This window comes from Sphingobium sp. (assembly GCF_032153725.1).
Lineage (GTDB): Bacteria > Pseudomonadota > Alphaproteobacteria > Sphingomonadales > Sphingomonadaceae > Sphingobium.
The window spans coordinates 96,057-111,428 of the sequence record NZ_JALDYQ010000002.1 but is presented as its reverse complement, the minus strand read 5'-3'; the positions used below and the strand labels follow the sequence as shown (position 1 = coordinate 111,428).

The 15,372-nt window shown below is 62.4% G+C and carries 17 protein-coding genes; 13 read left to right on the top strand and 4 right to left on the bottom strand.

The genetic code is table 11. The annotated features are described in order from the left end of the window. Window positions 1-5 precede the first annotated feature (5 nt). On the bottom strand, window positions 6-920 hold the full coding sequence (locus tag RUH75_RS01450; protein ID WP_313801442.1) for a VOC family protein: 915 nt from the start codon (window positions 918-920) through the stop codon (window positions 6-8). A 288-nt stretch (window positions 921-1,208) separates the two neighbouring features. On the opposite strand from RUH75_RS01450, the gene RUH75_RS01445 reads away from it, so the two are divergent. The 8 genes from RUH75_RS01445 to RUH75_RS01410 all read left to right on the top strand — a co-directional run bounded on the left by RUH75_RS01445 (window position 1,209) and on the right by RUH75_RS01410 (window position 8,380). Beyond that, complete coding sequence (locus tag RUH75_RS01445; RefSeq protein ID WP_313801440.1) at window positions 1,209-2,426, top strand: acyl-CoA dehydrogenase family protein; 1,218 nt, start codon at window positions 1,209-1,211, stop codon at window positions 2,424-2,426. 11 nt (window positions 2,427-2,437) lie between these two features. Beyond that, window positions 2,438-3,253, top strand: coding sequence for an alpha/beta fold hydrolase (locus RUH75_RS01440; RefSeq protein WP_313801438.1), 816 nt, complete (start codon window positions 2,438-2,440; stop codon window positions 3,251-3,253). Next, window positions 3,246-3,746, top strand: a complete 501-nt coding sequence (locus RUH75_RS01435) for a flavin reductase family protein (protein WP_313801436.1) — start codon at window positions 3,246-3,248, stop codon at window positions 3,744-3,746. The genes RUH75_RS01440 and RUH75_RS01435 overlap by 8 nt, the downstream gene beginning before the upstream one ends. 65 nt (window positions 3,747-3,811) lie before the next feature. Continuing rightward, entirely contained in the window at window positions 3,812-4,516 is a 705-nt protein-coding gene (locus RUH75_RS01430) for a fumarylacetoacetate hydrolase family protein (RefSeq protein ID WP_409592306.1), read from the top strand. 43 nt (window positions 4,517-4,559) lie between these two features. Then, entirely contained in the window at window positions 4,560-5,507 is a 948-nt protein-coding gene (locus RUH75_RS01425; RefSeq protein ID WP_313801432.1) for an acetaldehyde dehydrogenase (acetylating), read from the top strand. After that, window positions 5,504-6,553, top strand: a complete 1,050-nt coding sequence (dmpG, locus tag RUH75_RS01420; protein WP_313801430.1) for a 4-hydroxy-2-oxovalerate aldolase — start codon at window positions 5,504-5,506, stop codon at window positions 6,551-6,553. Before RUH75_RS01425 ends, dmpG begins: the two co-directional genes overlap by 4 nt. Window positions 6,554-6,563: 10 nt before the next feature. Continuing rightward, window positions 6,564-7,394, top strand: a complete 831-nt coding sequence (locus RUH75_RS01415) for a sugar phosphate isomerase/epimerase (protein WP_313801427.1) — start codon at window positions 6,564-6,566, stop codon at window positions 7,392-7,394. A gap of 32 nt (window positions 7,395-7,426) precedes the next feature. Then, window positions 7,427-8,380 (top strand): alpha/beta hydrolase, encoded by a 954-nt coding sequence (locus tag RUH75_RS01410; RefSeq protein ID WP_313801426.1) that lies wholly within the window; start codon window positions 7,427-7,429, stop codon window positions 8,378-8,380. 43 nt (window positions 8,381-8,423) lie between these two features. On the opposite strand, the gene RUH75_RS01405 is transcribed toward RUH75_RS01410, so the two are convergent. Continuing rightward, window positions 8,424-9,392 carry an aldo/keto reductase gene (locus RUH75_RS01405; RefSeq protein ID WP_313801425.1) on the bottom strand — a complete coding sequence of 323 codons (969 nt, stop codon included), beginning with the start codon at window positions 9,390-9,392 and terminating at the stop codon, window positions 8,424-8,426. Between the two features lie 255 nt (window positions 9,393-9,647). Here RUH75_RS01405 and RUH75_RS01400 point away from each other — a divergent pair, with 255 nt between their 5' ends. Together RUH75_RS01400 and RUH75_RS01395 are read left to right on the top strand one after the other, a co-directional pair. Then, window positions 9,648-10,130, top strand: a complete 483-nt coding sequence (locus RUH75_RS01400; RefSeq protein WP_313801423.1) for an Lrp/AsnC family transcriptional regulator — start codon at window positions 9,648-9,650, stop codon at window positions 10,128-10,130. Then, window positions 10,127-10,615, top strand: coding sequence for an Lrp/AsnC family transcriptional regulator (locus RUH75_RS01395; protein WP_313801421.1), 489 nt, complete (start codon window positions 10,127-10,129; stop codon window positions 10,613-10,615). Before RUH75_RS01400 ends, RUH75_RS01395 begins: the two co-directional genes overlap by 4 nt. A gap of 108 nt (window positions 10,616-10,723) precedes the next feature. Here the strand turns inward: RUH75_RS01395 and RUH75_RS01390 are convergent, their stop codons facing one another. Then, complete coding sequence (locus RUH75_RS01390) at window positions 10,724-11,494, bottom strand: SDR family NAD(P)-dependent oxidoreductase (RefSeq protein ID WP_313801419.1); 771 nt, start codon at window positions 11,492-11,494, stop codon at window positions 10,724-10,726. A gap of 184 nt (window positions 11,495-11,678) precedes the next feature. Further along, complete coding sequence (locus RUH75_RS01385) at window positions 11,679-12,755, bottom strand: AraC family transcriptional regulator ligand-binding domain-containing protein (RefSeq protein WP_313801417.1); 1,077 nt, start codon at window positions 12,753-12,755, stop codon at window positions 11,679-11,681. A gap of 78 nt (window positions 12,756-12,833) precedes the next feature. On the opposite strand from RUH75_RS01385, the gene RUH75_RS01380 reads away from it, so the two are divergent. Genes RUH75_RS01380 through RUH75_RS01370 form a run of 3 tightly spaced genes read left to right on the top strand, consistent with a single transcriptional unit; the run spans window position 12,834 to window position 15,371 of the window. Beyond that, window positions 12,834-13,466 (top strand): nuclear transport factor 2 family protein, encoded by a 633-nt coding sequence (locus RUH75_RS01380; RefSeq protein WP_313801415.1) that lies wholly within the window; start codon window positions 12,834-12,836, stop codon window positions 13,464-13,466. A 7-nt stretch (window positions 13,467-13,473) separates the two neighbouring features. Continuing rightward, on the top strand, window positions 13,474-14,547 hold the full coding sequence (locus RUH75_RS01375) for an alkene reductase (protein WP_313801413.1): 1,074 nt from the start codon (window positions 13,474-13,476) through the stop codon (window positions 14,545-14,547). A gap of 32 nt (window positions 14,548-14,579) precedes the next feature. After that, window positions 14,580-15,371, top strand: coding sequence for an SDR family oxidoreductase (locus tag RUH75_RS01370; RefSeq protein ID WP_313801411.1), 792 nt, complete (start codon window positions 14,580-14,582; stop codon window positions 15,369-15,371). Window position 15,372: the final 1 nt, after the last annotated feature.

Genomic DNA, 15,372 nt, shown 5'->3' with positions numbered 1-15,372 from the left:
TCATCTCAATCACTTTCATGCGCCCATTTGTGGCCCCAATCGCTCACGGACAGGCTGGTTGTGGGAATCCATGTGGCGGGATCGATCACCAGACCGTTCCAGCCATATTCAATGTCGAATCCACCGGGAGTCTGCATGTAGAAGGACGTCATCTTGTCGTTGACATGGCGTCCCAGCGTTGCCGACAGCGGAACCTTGCCCTTGCTCTTGAGAACGCGGTCATAGGCACGGCCGACATCTTCCAGCGTGCCGACCTCCAGCATCATGTGCACGGCGCCATTGGGACTTTCCGGCAACTGCCCCAGCGCCAGACTGTGATGACGGCTATTGCAATGGAGGAAGGCAAAGCCCACGCCCGGATCGTCCGGTCCGCCGCCCATCAGGTAGAAGCGGCCCAGATCGGTGTCTGCGAAACCAAGCACATCCTTGTAAAAGACGTGCGTTTCCTCGAAATTGGGCGCGGTCAGGACGATATGGCCCAGGCCCATATCGCCATTGTCGCCCGTCACGAATCCGCTGACGCCGGCGGGTGATATGAAGGGGGCATAATCGACGAACCGGCCGTAGAACAGCTCCATGGCGTTGCCGGCGGGGTCCGACGACCGCGCGAGTTCATAGACCTTGCGCGCCCGTGCCTCCATGACATCGGCGCGTTCGACCGGTCGCCCTGCCGCCTCCAGCCGGGCCAGCGCCGAGTCGAATTCCTCCCGAGTCGCGAATTCCCAACCCGGCGCAACGAATGCATCGCGATCGCCCTTCTGCACCCAAAGACGGAAGGGGCGATCGTCCATGCGGAACAGCGCGACATCGTCGCAATCGGAATGCGCAGGCATCAGGCCGGCGACATTGCATGCGAAATCACCCCAGGCGGACAGGTCGCGCGCCTCGATGATCACATAACCAAGCGATTTTACTGCCATTCCTGCTGCCTCGCCCTGTTGTCCATTTTTCGCCGCCCGGCCATTGTCTCTCACATCGGTAAAATGTCAATTTGACTACGCAAATCTAATCATGATTCGGGTTTTTACCGCAAAATTCGCGAGTGAATCGCCATCGATTAACGTGACAATGGTAATTCGTTCGTGAATCGCCTATAAGCATCGCGTGGAATGTGCAAGTCCTGTTTGTCTTGACGTTTTGCGTAATTAACATTTATATATGCTACGCATCTAGCCGATATCGGCACAGTGGCTTGAATGGAGACGAGGATGACGGGAGCGATGGCGAGTCAAAAGGCAGGTGTGGAAGAGGCATCTTCGCCATCCCCCGAAAGCCTGATCGAGCGCGCGCGCGCCATGATTCCCGTGTTGCGCGACCGCGCCCGGGCCTGCGCGCTGAACCATGACGTGCCGGTCGAAACAGTGGCTGAAATGAAGGCTGCGGGCTTCTTCCGGGTGCTTCAGCCCAAGCGTTGGGGCGGTTATGAAATGCACCCCAATGTGTTCTTCGAAATCCAGAAGGCGCTGGCCGAAGGCTGCATGTCTACGGGCTGGATCTATGGCGTGCTGGGTTGCCACCCTTATGAACTCGCCCTGTTCCACGATCAGGCGCAGAAGGATGTCTGGGCCGGCGATGCCGACATGCTGGTATCCTCGACCTATCAGCCGGTGGGCAAGGTGGAAAAGGCGGATGACGGCTTCTACCTGTCGGGCCGCTGGGGCTTTTCCTCCGGGTCCAGCCATTGCGGCTGGGTCCTGCTGGGCGCGCTCTATTTCCCGGAAGACGGCCCGCCCGACATGCGGACCTTCCTGCTGCCGCGTTCCGACTATCAGGTGATCGAAGGAAGCTGGGATACGTTCGGCCTTCAGGGCACCGGCAGTTTCGACATCGTCGTGGAGCGGGTGTTCGTGCCGGAATATCGCACGCATCGCGCGGCAGACGGCTTCGCCTGCACCAATCCTGGACAGAAGGAAAATTCGGCTCCCCTCTATCGCCTGCCTTGGGCGCAGGTGTTCATGCGTTCGGTGTCGACCGCCGCTTTTGGCGGGGTGCGCGCCGCGACGGATGCGGCGATCGAGATCATGCAGAATCGCGTGTCGACCAATACCGGCAAGGCGTCGAAGGCAGATCCCTTCCTCCATGCGGCGATCGCGCGGTCGATCGCGGAGGTGAAGGAAATGGAACTCACCCATCGGGCTGCGTTCGACGAGATGATGGGCTATGCCGAGCGAGGCGAGCCTGTGCCGATGGAGCGGCGCGGCCTGTTCGCCTATCAATCCGCCAGCGTCGTGCGCCGCATGGCGGACCTGGCCGACGACATGGTGAAGCTGCTGGGCGGTCGCGCGATCTATATGTCCAGCCCGGTCATTCAGCCCTGGCTCGACCTGCAAGCCGCGCGCGCGCATGTCGCCAATGATCCGGCGAACCGTACCGGCGACGTCATCGGCACGATGCGCGGCGAATTGCCCGCCTTCACCTTCATCTGAAAGGAGCCGTCATGACGAACGAACTCTCCCGCACGATGCATGGCGTTACGGGTGGCTACGATATTTCCGTTGCGGAGGCGGGCAGCGGTCCCGCCGTCGTCTTCATTCACGGCAGCGGTCCGGGGGCATCGGGCGCTTCCAATTTCCGGCAGAATGTCGATGCTTTCATCCAGCGCGGCTATCGCGTCGTCCTGCCCGACCTCATCGGCTATGGTCAGTCGTCGAAGCCGGAGGGCATCGATTATACCCTCCAGCTGTTCACCGACACGCTGTACGAGGCTTTGAAGGCCCATGGCGTTGAAAGGGCCACGTTGGTCGGCAATTCGCTGGGCGGCGGCATCGCGATCCAGATGGCGCTCGATCATCCCGAATTCATCGACCGGCTGATCCTGATGGCGCCGGGTTGCATCCATAGCCAGGAGGAATATTTCCGGATGCCGGGCATTGCCGGCATGGTCAGTTCCTTTGGCGGACCCGACTTCAACGAAGAGGAACAGCGCCGTCTCATAACCAATCTGGTATATGATCCGGTCCATGTCACCGACGCGCTGGTCAAGGAACGCTTCGCCGTCGCCAGCACCCAGCCCAAGGATGTGATCGTGCGGATGCGCACGCCCAATCTCGCCCCGCGCCTCAACGAACTCAGCATGCCGATCCTGCTGTTCTGGGGCTATAATGAGCGCTTCATGCCGCTGGAGGGCATCAACCTCTTTTTCGAAGCCTGTGACGATGTCCGTTGCGTGACCTTCAACAAGGTCGGCCATTGGGTGCAGGTGGAGCGGGCCGATGAGTTCAACCGCCATGCGCTCGAATTTCTCCATGGCTAGCGCGGCGGTGAGGGTGCCTGCGGAGGCCGATGCCGCCGCCGGGTTCAGGGGCGCGATGCGGCGGCTGGCGTCGGGGGTCGCGATCATCACGACGAAGGGGGATGATGGGCCGGTCGGCATGGCCGCGACATCCATCACCTCTTTGACGATGGAGCCGCCGGCGGTGCTGGTCTGCATCAATCAGTCGGCCGGCATCCACTCCTGTCTGGCGCCCGGTTGCCCGATCGGCGTCAACATTCTTTCCCGCCATCAGCGGGATGTGTCGGCGGCTTTCGGGGGTGCCGTGGCGCGGGAAAAACGGTTCGAGGTCGGGCAGTGGGTGCCCGATCGTCACGAGCTGCCGATGCTGGACGAGGCGCAGGCCAATCTCACCTGCACCGTCTTCAGCATGACGCCGTTCGGGACGCACAGCATCGTTGTCGCCCGCGTCGATGCAGTGCGGCTCAGCGAGAGGGTTGAGCCCCTCATCTTTCAGGATGGAGGCTATTTGTGAGCAACGAACTACTGGCGGATGAACTCTATCGCGCCTTGCGGGAAGAGCGGACGGTGCCGCCCTTGATGGGGCGCTATCCTGACCTCACGATCGATGACGCCTATGCGATTTCGCTGGGGGCGCTCGAACGGCGCAAGGCCGATGGCGAACGCGTCGTCGGCAAGAAGATCGGCGTCACGTCGAAGGCGGTGCAGGACATGCTGGGCGTGCACCAGCCCGACTTCGGTTTCCTGACCGACCGCATGTTCGTGGAAGGCGATATCGACATTGCCGCCAACGGCCTGATACAGCCGCGCGCCGAGGCCGAAATCGGCTTCATCCTGAAGGACAGCCTCCAAGGTCCCGGCGTCACGGCGCAGCAGGTGATCGCCGCGACCGAAGCCATTGTGCCCTGTTTCGAGATTGTCGACAGCCGTATTCAGGACTGGAAGATCGGCATCGTCGATACGGTCGCGGACAATGCTTCCTGTGGGGTCTATGTGCTGGGCGAGGCCCGCGCCGATCCACAGGCCCATGATCTGCCCAATCTCCACGTCACCGTGACCAAGAACGGCCAGCCGCTTTCCGAAGGCTATGGCCATGCGGTGCAGGGTTCGCCGGCGGAAGCGGTGGCGTGGCTCGCCAACACGTTGGGCGCCTATGGCGTCACGCTGGAGGCGGGGGATGTGATCCTGTCGGGCAGTCTGGTGCCGCTGGAGCCTGCCAAGGCGGGCGATGTGTTTGAAATGCAGTTGCATGGTGTCGGCGCCTGCACCGCGCGCTTCATATAGCTTTTGTTGTCGCGTCGCCAAGGCGATGCTGAGGGAGTAGTCAATGACTGGCAAGGTCAAGGCAGCGATCATCGGATCGGGCAATATCGGCACCGACCTGATGATCAAGATGATCAAATATCCGCAGAATATGGAACTGGTGGCCGTGGTCGGGATCGACGAAGCCTCCGAAGGCCTCGCCATGGCCCGCGAGCGGGGCGTCGCCACCACCCATGAAGGGCTGGACGGCCTTAAAAAGATGGACGTCTATCCTGAGATCGGCATCGTCTTCGACGCGACCAGCGCCTATGCGCACAAGGTCCATGACGCCGCGCTGCGCGCCGACGGCAAGCAGGTGGTGGACCTGACCCCCGCCGCCATCGGCCCCTACACCATCCCGACCGTCAACGGCGAAGCCAATCTGGATGCGGGCAACGTCAACATGGTGACATGCGGCGGTCAGGCGACGATCCCGATGGTGGCTGCGGTGAGCCAGGTGGCGACCGTGCATTATGCCGAGATCGTGGCGTCGGTGTCTTCGCGTTCGGCGGGCCCCGGCACCCGCGCCAATATCGACGAGTTCACCCGCACCACGGCGGGCGCGATCGAGAAGGTCGGCGGCGCGGCGCAGGGCAAGGCGATCATCATCCTCAACCCCGCCGAACCGCCGATGATCATGCGCGACACCGTCTTCACCCTCTCCGAAGGCGCCGACGAGGAAACCATCCGCGCTTCGGTCGAGGCGATGGTGAAGAAGGTACAGGCCTATGTGCCCGGCTATCGGCTGAAGCAGGAAGTGCAGTTCGAACGCTTCGGCGACAATAACAAGCTGAAGATTCCCGGCCGGGGCGAGTTCACTGGCGTCAAGACGATGATCCTGCTCGAAGTCGAAGGGGCTGGCGACTATCTCCCCAGCTATTCGGGCAATCTCGACATCATGACCGCCGCCGCCAAGGCGACCGGCGAATTGCTGGCGCAGCGTATCAGCGCAGGAAAGAAGGTGGCCGCATGAGTGCCCAGTTCAACGTGGAAGCGGGCGACAAGCTCTACATTCAGGACGTCACACTGCGCGATGGCATGCACGCCATCCGTCACATGTACGGCATCCATCATGTGAAGGCGATCGCCAGGGCGCTGGACGACGCAGGGGTCGACGCGATCGAGGTCGCTCATGGCGATGGCCTCAATGGCGCCAGTTTCAACTATGGTTTCGGCGCGCATACCGACTGGGAATGGCTGGAGGCGGTGGCTTCGGTTCTGACCAAATCGGTGCTCACCACGCTCATCCTTCCCGGCGTGGGCACGGTCGAGGAACTGAAGCGCGCCTATGAGATCGGCGTGCGCTCGGTCCGCGTGGCGACCCATTGCACCGAGGCGGATGTCAGCAAGCAGCATATCGGCATTGCCCGCGACCTTGGCATGGACGTCTCGGGCTTCCTCATGATGAGCCACATGATCGAGCCGGAACAGCTTGCGGGGCAGGCGCTGCTGATGGAAAGCTATGGCGCGCAGTGCGTCTATGTGACCGACAGCGGCGGCGCGCTCGACATGGATGGGGTGAAGGCCCGGCTGGACGCTTATGACCGCGTGCTGAAGCCTGAGACGCAGCGCGGCATGCACGCCCACCATAATCTCTCGCTGGGCGTTGCCAACTCGATCGTCGCGGCGCAGGGCGGCGCGGTGCGGATCGATGCCTCGCTCACCGGCATGGGCGCGGGCGCGGGCAATGCGCCGCTGGAGGTGTTCATCGCGGCGGCCGATCGCAAGGGCTGGAACCATGGCTGCGACGTCAATGCGTTGATGGACGCGGCGGAGGACCTTGTCCGCCCGCTTCAGGACCGCCCGGTCCGCGTCGACCGCGAAACCCTCGCACTGGGTTATGCGGGCGTCTATTCGAGCTTCCTGCGTCATGCGGAGAAGGCGGCGGAAACCTATGGCCTCGACACCCGCACGATCCTGGTCGAACTCGGCCGCCGCAAGATGGTCGGCGGTCAGGAGGACATGATCGTCGATGTCGCGCTCGACATGCTCAAGGCGCGAGAGGCGGCGGTGAATTGAGGAGAGGGGCGTGACGGCCGGAAGAAGCCTGTCGCTCGACCATATCAGCATCACCGATGCGACCCCGTGGCAGCTTGCCGAACTGGCGGCGGCCACGGGCTGTTCGGGCATCTGTCCCTTCCTCCATTCGATGGCGGTGCTGCCGGCGATGCCGGACTATGATCTGGTGCGCGATCCGTCCCAGAGGCGGAAGACCCGCAATGCCCTGGCTTCAACCGGCGTCACCGTCGATCTCGTCTATCCCTTCACCATGGCGGGCCGCACGGTCGTCGCCGATTTCGCGCCCGCGCTTGAGGTGAGCGCGGAACTCGGCGCACCGCTCGCCAATGTGTTATGTTACGATCGCGATCCTGTCCGCCGCACTGAAAAGCTGGCCGAACTGGCTGAGCTGGCCGCAGCGTTCGGTATAGGCCTTGCCCTGGAATTCTACTCGCCTTCGCAGGTCCGCACATTTGCCGAAGCGCTGGCGGAGATCGAGCGGGTCGGCCGCGCGAATATGGGCGTGACGCTCGACCTGCTGCACCTCATGCGGGGAGGGGACGTGGAAAACAGCATGGCATTGCTGGCTGATCCCCATATCCGGTCCAATATCCGGATCGTCCAGCTTTCCGATGGACCGGCGGAAATGCCCCCCGACAGGATCGCATGGGAAGCAGGCATTCAGCGCCTGTTGCCGGGCGAAGGAGTGTTCGACATGGCGGCCTTCCTGAATGTGCTGGACCCGCAAGTGCGCCTCAGCATCGAGGCGCCCCGGCAATCGGCTATGGATGCAGGCGTCCCGGCGCTGGACCGCGCCCGCGCGGCGGTGGATGCGACGCGCGCCTGCCTTCCGCGCTTTTGACAGTGAACAAGGATGGGAGAATGATGCAAAGGATGGAACTCATGCGGAACCTGGTCGATCCCGCCTTGCTTGCGGGGTTGGACATCATGCCGCCGCTGGACCTCAACAATCAGAGCCTGCCCGCCATCCGCGAGGGCATGGAACAGATGACCGCGATGGCGCCCGAACCCGAAGGGACCGGCGTGACCTGGCGGGAGGAGCGCGTCGAAAGCATGCACGGACCGGTGCACGTGCGTGTCTATGCGCCCGCTGCGGCCTCTGCCCCGCTGCCTGCCATTCTCCATATCCATGGTGGCGGCTATGTCATGGGATCGGTGGCCACCAACCATGCCTCCAACATGGTGATGGCGGCGGCGGTGGAGGCGGTGGTGGTTTCGGTCGACTACAGGCTGGCTCCGGAAACGCCCGCGCCGGGTTCGGTCGAAGATTGCCATGCCGCGCTTTGCTGGCTGCATGACCAGGCTGCGCTGCTCGGCGTCGACCCTGCGCGCATCGCGGTGCGCGGCGAAAGCGCGGGCGGTGGTCTTGCCGCGGCGCTGACGTTGCTCGTCCGTGACCGTGGCGGTCCGGCCATCGTCCACCAGAATCTCATTTATCCGATGCTGGACGACCGCACCTGCATCGCCCGGCAGGCAGATCATCTGGGCGCTTTCGTCTGGACGCCGGAAGCGAACGCTTTCGGTTGGCGATCGCTGCTGGGACGGGCGCCGGGTGCGGCCGAGGTGCCGCCCTATGCCGTGCCGGCGCGCGCGGCCGATCTGGGCGGGCTGCCGCAGGCCTTCATCGCGGTCGGTGCGCTTGACCTCTTCCTGGCGGAAGACATGGATTATGCCCGCCGCCTGATAGAGGCCGGCGTGGCGACGGAATTGCATGTCTATCCCGGCGCCTATCATGGTTTCGACATATTGCCCGATGCGCCGGCATCGGTGCGGATGAGGCAGGACGCCGTCGTGGCGCTGCGCCGCGCGCTCTACCCGGAGGGGTAAGCGCGGCGGGGCAGGCCGCCCGGCGATCCCGCCGCGCGGCGCCCTATTCGGCCCGAAGTTCGGCCACTTCTTCCGCCGACAGCGTGATGGCGGCCGCTTTCACGCTTTCCTCGATCCGTGTGGGGCTGGATGCGCCAAAGATCGGGATCACCTGCTGCGGCTGGTTCAGCAGATAGGCCAGGGCGATTTCCGGCACCGTCGCGCCATGACGCTGCGCAATGGTTTTCGCCGCCTTGAAACGAGCCTGGTTGACCGGATTGTCGTAAAATGCCCTGAGGGCGTCGGGAAGGGCGTCCTCCCCCTGTTCCAGCATGCCGAAATAGCCCCGGCTCTGCGAGCAATAGGGAATGATGGCAAGATCCGCATCCTTGAGCGCGCCGCCATGGTCTTCGAAATAGAGTTGATACCCCTGCTGGATCGCATTTTGTTCATGGGGCTTGGCCAGCCCCCAAAAGGGTTCGACGGCGACGAAACCAGTCTTGCCGGTGGCTCTGGCATGATCATTGGCTTCAAGCACGCGGGCATCGGTCCAGTTGGATGCGCCGAACCAGCGGATCTTGCCGGCCGTCCTGGCGTCGTTCAGTAACTCGATCAGTTCGCTGACAGGGGTGTCCGGATTATCCATGTGCAGCCAGTAGAGGTCGATCGTGTCGACGCCCAGATGGTTCAAACTCTCGTCAAGATCGCTGGCGATGTCCGTGGCGTTGACGCGATTGCGGTAATCGCCCGCGCGCATGTCGAAATGACCGCCCTTGGTGGCGATGACGAAATCCTCGCGGTTCTGGCCCTTGAGCCAGGCGCCTATCGCGCGCTCGCTGGCTCCTTTGGGCGCGTCCGGCACCCAGTCGCCGTAGGAACGTGCCGTATCGATGAAATTGCCGCCCAACTCCGCAAATTTATCGAGAATGGCGTCGGAGCGCTGTTGATCGATCGACCAGCCGAGCATGTTGGTGCCATAGCACAGGCGGCTAACCATCAGATCGGTATGGGCAATCGTCACTTTCGAAAGCATGGCTGTCTCCTGAGAGGTAGGCGCGGCGCGGAGGCGGGACTGGATTTGTTCATATATTTTTCGTAGGGAAAATACTACGCATTACTAGATAATAATAGGAATTTATTGTCAATTCATGTAAAATATATGGCATTATTCTACGATAATAGATTATCGTGGCTTGATCAATGAAAGGCGGTGACTTGTGCGCCATGATGTCTGGCGCTCCGCTTTTCCGCGCGCTATGTTCCGGCGGCGAATGGGAGGCTGTACGGAATGCAAATAAGAAGCGGGCGGGCGACGACACCGCCCACGTTGGATGCTCTCGATACCAGCATCATTGAAATTCTCCGTACCAATGGCAGGGCGACCAATCAGGACATCGCCAAGCAGTTGTCGGTAACGGCGGCAACTGTTTCCGCCCGTTTGCAGAAGATGGAGGACGCGCGCGCGATGCGCGTCGTCGCGGTTACGGATTTTGCCGCGCGGGGCTATAATGTCATCATCGCCGTGGGCGTGAAGGTGCATGGGCGCGGCATTCATGATGTCGGCCGCGACCTTGCCAAATTTCCCGAAGTGCTGAGCGTCAACGTCATGAACGGCAAGCACGACCTGGAACTGATGGTCGCGCTCCATGATTTTTCGGAGGTTCAGGAGTTCCTCTACGATCATGTCGCCGGCATAGCGGGGGTGGCGCAGATCGAATCCGGCATCGCCGTCGACATTGCGAAATATGAATTCAACGTGGTGCCGCTATGACCGACAACAACTGGCAACGGCTCGACGCGCTGGATCACAAGATCGTCGACAAGCTGGCGCGGGACGCGCGGATTTCCAACCGCGCCATAGCGGCGGAACTGGGCGTGACGGAGGGGACGATCCGCACGCGGATCAAGCGTCTGCAAAATGAAGGGCTGATCCAGTTCACCGTGGTGACCGATTTCCGTATGGCGGGTTCGCCCAACCTTTGCATGATGGGCATCGATGCCGACCCGTCCCGCGTGACCGAGCTGGCCGAACGGCTGAAGCAGCTTCCTGAAATCAGCTGCGTCGTTCTGATGCTGGGCCGTTTCAATCTGCTCGCGATGGGGCTTTTCACCAATATCGAGCAGCTGAACATACTGATCACCGAACAGATTCGCAGCCTTCCGGGCGTGCAGCGGGTGGAAACGGCGATTTCGGTCCATAATCTGAAATATGAGGCCGGCGTGGCAAAGATCACGCCCGCCCTGGCGGCGGATTGATCGGGTTCGGCGTGGGTGGCGGGGATTCATCGCCATCCTTTCAGAAGAACCCGCCGCGCGTCGTGTCCTGAAAGATGATCCGCAGGTCCGCCGCATTCACATGCGATTTCAGACCCCGAAACCTCCGGCCACGGACAGCGTTTGGCCGGTCACATAATTGGCATCGTTCGATGCCAGGAACACCGCGGCCTTGCCGATGTCCTCTGCCTTGCCCCAGCGTTTGATCGGCAGCAATTTCTTGACTTCACGTTCCCAATTTTCGTCGAAATAGCCTTGCTGCTGGCCGATCTTGAACTGGCCCGCGTCGATCACGCCGACCAGGACGGAGTTGGCCCGGATTTCGTGCACCCCTTCTTCCTTGGCGATGCCCTTGATCAAGGATTCGTTGCAGGCCTTGGGCGCGACGGACAGGCCGTCGAGATGCGGCCACCAGTCATGGCCTCCCGAGCCCAGATGGACGAAGGCACCCCCGCCGCTGGCACGGAAATGCGGGATGGCGATGCGCGCGGCATGGTAAAAGCCGAACGCTTCGATTTCCATGGATGCGCGGAACTGTTCCAATGTCCAATCGGCAATGCCGACCTGCGCCACGATCGGGCCGGCCCCCCACACGATGCTGTGAATCCGGCCATGCGTCGTCATGGCGTCGGTGAGGGCCGTTTCCAATTGTCCATAATCGCGCGCGTCGGCTCCGTGGATGCTTGCCTTTCGTCCCAGGGCGCGAATCTCTGCGGCGGTCGTTTCCGCGGCGGCCTGTTTGGAATGATAGAAGATCGCGACATCCGTTCCCGCTCTGGCGAATTCCAGCGCGACGCCTTTGCCTATGCCGCCGCTGCCGCCGAAGATCGCGGCCGCGCCTTCAGGAAATGTCCTGTCCATTTTCTTTCATCCTCCCACGGAGTCGGATTTTTCCTCAACCGATGAGAGCGCAACTGATTTGCCCGTAGGATGCGGCATCATTTTCGCGCTCCATAGGCCGGATGGTTTGCATAACTTGCAGGTAGATTCAATATGGATCGCAAAAATGCGTGAATATATAGTATATATGCTACGCATTATCTTTTCAGCCGCCACGACTATGCCGCCATTCGGAAGGAGATTGTCCTACCCATTGATGAAAGGCGCGGCGGAATGCGCCCGTATCGCTGAAGCGGGTGCGGCGTCCGACCTCCGTGACCGACAGCCGCGGGTCCGCCAGCAACTGGCAAGCCAGCGCCATTCGCGCATTCGCCTTGATCCGGGCGAGCGAGGTTCCCTCCGCCGATAGCCGCCGTTTGAGCGTGGCCGTGCTCATGCCGAACTGATGCGCCAGCCGGGTGGCGGTCGCAGGGGTTTCGCCGCTGGCCAGCATGGTGCTGAACAGATGGGAGATACGTTCCGAAAGCGGCGTATCCTTCGACTGGGCCAGTTCCAGGTCGAAGGGAAAATGTTCCAGCAGATGTTCCAGTTCGAAGGAATTGCGGATCACCGGGCGATCCAGATAGGAGGCCGCGAAGCGCAGGCTGTTTTCCGGCGCGCCATGGCGTACCGGGCAGGGCATCAGATAGGAAATGGTCCGTTCGTCCAGCAGCGGCGGATAGCGCATGGCAGCGCCCAGCAGCGGAATATCCTCTCCGATCAGCCAGCCGAACAGCCGGTGATAGGTCGACAAACCGGTCAGGTCGGACAGATAGGCGCAGGCGTTGCGGACGCGGCGAAGCGTCGGCATGGCCAGCAGGGCGATGCCATCCTCCCGCTTCAGCACCAGCCGGGCCAGGCGGGGTCCGATCAGCGCGGAGAATTGATCCGTCCGGCCGATCGCATCGCCCAGCGTCCGGCAGGTGATGATGCAATGGCACAGCATGTCGAGTCCCGCCTTGGTCAGCGGCTCGCGTCCCTCCTGCCGTGCCGCATGGTCGTCGAGCGCCCATGTGCAATGCGCGTAGAGGCGCGTGAAATCATCATGGAGCAACGGGCGCCCGGCTTTGCCGGATGCCAGCAGGGAGGGAGCGAGGTGCGTCAGCCCGGCCCGTTGCATCAGCGCCTGGGGATCATCGCCAAAAGCCTCCACCAGCCGCAGCAGGTCGCGCGCGATGGCGGCCGACACGGCGCCGGGCACCGGGCGGGAAAGCTGTTTGGGTGTGGTGAGCCCTTTTGTCATTGCCTTTGAGCTAATCGGGCATTTCCGCGGATGGGGCAATGGGGAATAGAGAAGCGGCAATCACGAGGGATGGCTAGGATGAGCGATACGGAAGCTTTGCTGGCGCGGATCGATCGGCTGGAATCACTGGATGCGATCCGCCAGCTTCCGGCAAAATATTCGCTGGCGCTGGATATGCGCGATTCCGATGCCTGGGTGAACCTGTTCCCTGAAGACGTGCGCGTGGGCGGCGGCAAGAGCGGGCGCAAGGCGCTGCGCGACTGGTTCGATGAAACCCATTCGATGCAGTTCGACGGCACATCGCACCATATTGGCGGGCATGTCATCGATTTCGACGATCCCGACCATGCGCAGGGTGTCGTCTATTCGAAGAACGAACATGAGGCGGGCGCCGAATGGGTCATCATGCAGATGATGTATTTCGACCAATATGAGCGGATCGCGGGGCGCTGGTATTTCCGCCGCCGCCTGCCGCTCTATTGGTATGCGACCGATCTCAACAAGCCCCCGATCGGCGACCGGAAGATGCGCTGGCCTGGCGTGCCGCCTTATCATGGCAGCTTCCACGACCTGTTTCCCAGCTGGAAAAGCTATTGGGCGCGGCAGGGGCAACCCCATGATGGGCCGGTGGAACCGCCTGCGCCGCTGGAGAAATTCATCGAGACGATGCGGCGCGGTACTCCGTTGCCCAAGCCGCGCGTGCGGAGCTGACGCCCCAATGAGCGACATATTCTCGCCCGTGGCATTGGGCGACATCGTTCTTGCCAATCGGATCGTCATGGCGCCGATGACCCGGGACCGGTCGGGCCCCGGCGACGTGCCGACCGACATCATGGTCGATTATTACCGCCAACGCGCCGGCGCGGGCCTGATCGTGACGGAAGGCACGCAGCCTTCGCCGGCAGGCAAGGGTTATTGGCGCACGCCCGGCATCCATAGCGAAGCGCAGGTGGAAGGCTGGCGCAAGGTCAGCCAGGCCGTGCACGGCGAAGGCGGGCGGATCGTCATGCAGCTCATGCATGTTGGCCGCGCCGCCGTGCGGGCGAACAAGGATGCCGGCGCCGACACGGTGGCGCCTTCGGCAATCCCCTGTCCCGACAAAATCCCCGGTCCCGATGGCGTGCCGGTCGAGACGATCATGCCGCGCGCGCTGGAAACGGATGAGATTGCAGGCATCGTCGCGGAATATGTAGCGGCCGCGCGCAATGCTATGGCGGCCGGCATGGACGGCGTGGAATTGCACTGTGCCAGCGGCTATCTGCCGATGCAGTTCCTCTCCTCCAACAGCAATCGGCGCACGGACCGCTATGGCGGTTCGGTCCAGAACCGCATCCGCTTCGTCGTGGAACTGCTGGAGGCACTGGCAGCCGCCGTGGGATCGGGGCGCGTGGGTTTTCGCATCTGTCCCGGCGTCAAATTCAACGGCATGGACGATGCCGATCCGCATGAAACCCATGCGGAATTGCTCAAGGCGGTGGATGGCATGGGGCTCGCCTATTGTCATCTGATCCACATTCCGCTCGACGGGCTGGATGCGCTGGATCTCGTCCGGGAAAACTGGAGCGGCGCGGTGATCGAGAATAATGGGCTGACGCTCGACAATGCGCGAGCCGTGCTTGCGGAGGGCAGGGCGGAGGCCGTGTCCTTCGGCACGCCCTACATCGCCAATCCTGATCTGGTCGCGCGTTTTCGCGCCGGGGCGCCGCTCGCCAAGGGCAATCGCACCCATTTCTACACCGGCGATGGCGACGATCGCAGGGGATATACCGACTATCCGGCTCTGGGCAACTGAACCCGGCCGGCACGCAGAAAGAGGAGAGGGAAATGGGCAAGCTGCTGGAAGGGCGCGCCGCGCTCGTGACCGGGGGCGGGCAGGGCGTGGGGCAGGGCATCGGTCGCGCGCTTGCCGAGGCGGGCGCCCATGTCGCCATCGCCCAGCGCAATGCCGATCAGGGCGAGGAAGAGGCGCGATATCTGCGCGACGCTTATGGCATCGACGCCTGCTTCCTCCGCGCCGACGTGACCAATCGCGCGGAGGTGGAGATGATGGTTGAAACCGCGCATGACCGGTTCGGGCGGCTCGACATATTGGTCAATAACGCCGGGGCCAGCTTTCCCAAGCGGATCGAGAAACATAGCGACGAGGAAATGGCGGGTTCCTTCGCGCTCAACTATTACGCCGTGTTCTGGGCGATGAAGGCTGCCTTTCCCATGATGAAGGCGCAGGGCTATGGCCGTGTCATCAATCTGGGGTCGTTGAACGGCGTCAACGCGCATATGTTCACCGTCGCCTATAATGCCAGCAAGGAAGCCATGCGCGCGCTGACCCGCACGGCGGCGGTCGAATGGGGGCCGTTCGGCATCACCTGCAACGTCATCTGCCCTTCCGCCGCAAGTCCGCAGGCGAAGGATTATTTCGCGGCCAATCCGGCAATGACGGAGGCGATCCTGAGTCAGGTGCCGGCGGGGCGTTTCGGGGATGCTGAAAAGGATATCGGTCCGATCGCCGTGTTCCTGGCGAGCGAGGGCGGCGGCTATATGAATGGCAACAGCCTTTTTGCCGATGGCGGCGCACATGTGAACGGCGTCGCCTGGCGACCTGAAGTGGAGGACTGAT

Coding starts and splice junctions, on each gene's coding strand:
- RUH75_RS01450 (WP_313801442.1), bottom strand. CDS start 920: ATGGCAGTAAAATCGCTTGGTTATGTGATCATCGAGGCGCGCGACCTG.
- RUH75_RS01445 (WP_313801440.1), top strand. CDS start 1,209: ATGACGGGAGCGATGGCGAGTCAAAAGGCAGGTGTGGAAGAGGCATCT.
- RUH75_RS01440 (WP_313801438.1), top strand. CDS start 2,438: ATGACGAACGAACTCTCCCGCACGATGCATGGCGTTACGGGTGGCTAC.
- RUH75_RS01435 (WP_313801436.1), top strand. CDS start 3,246: ATGGCTAGCGCGGCGGTGAGGGTGCCTGCGGAGGCCGATGCCGCCGCC.
- RUH75_RS01430 (WP_409592306.1), top strand. CDS start 3,812: ATGGGGCGCTATCCTGACCTCACGATCGATGACGCCTATGCGATTTCG.
- RUH75_RS01425 (WP_313801432.1), top strand. CDS start 4,560: ATGACTGGCAAGGTCAAGGCAGCGATCATCGGATCGGGCAATATCGGC.
- dmpG (WP_313801430.1), top strand. CDS start 5,504: ATGAGTGCCCAGTTCAACGTGGAAGCGGGCGACAAGCTCTACATTCAG.
- RUH75_RS01410 (WP_313801426.1), top strand. CDS start 7,427: ATGGAACTCATGCGGAACCTGGTCGATCCCGCCTTGCTTGCGGGGTTG.
- RUH75_RS01405 (WP_313801425.1), bottom strand. CDS start 9,392: ATGCTTTCGAAAGTGACGATTGCCCATACCGATCTGATGGTTAGCCGC.
- RUH75_RS01400 (WP_313801423.1), top strand. CDS start 9,648: ATGCAAATAAGAAGCGGGCGGGCGACGACACCGCCCACGTTGGATGCT.
- RUH75_RS01395 (WP_313801421.1), top strand. CDS start 10,127: ATGACCGACAACAACTGGCAACGGCTCGACGCGCTGGATCACAAGATC.
- RUH75_RS01390 (WP_313801419.1), bottom strand. CDS start 11,494: ATGGACAGGACATTTCCTGAAGGCGCGGCCGCGATCTTCGGCGGCAGC.
- RUH75_RS01385 (WP_313801417.1), bottom strand. CDS start 12,755: ATGACAAAAGGGCTCACCACACCCAAACAGCTTTCCCGCCCGGTGCCC.
- RUH75_RS01380 (WP_313801415.1), top strand. CDS start 12,834: ATGAGCGATACGGAAGCTTTGCTGGCGCGGATCGATCGGCTGGAATCA.
- RUH75_RS01375 (WP_313801413.1), top strand. CDS start 13,474: ATGAGCGACATATTCTCGCCCGTGGCATTGGGCGACATCGTTCTTGCC.
- RUH75_RS01370 (WP_313801411.1), top strand. CDS start 14,580: ATGGGCAAGCTGCTGGAAGGGCGCGCCGCGCTCGTGACCGGGGGCGGG.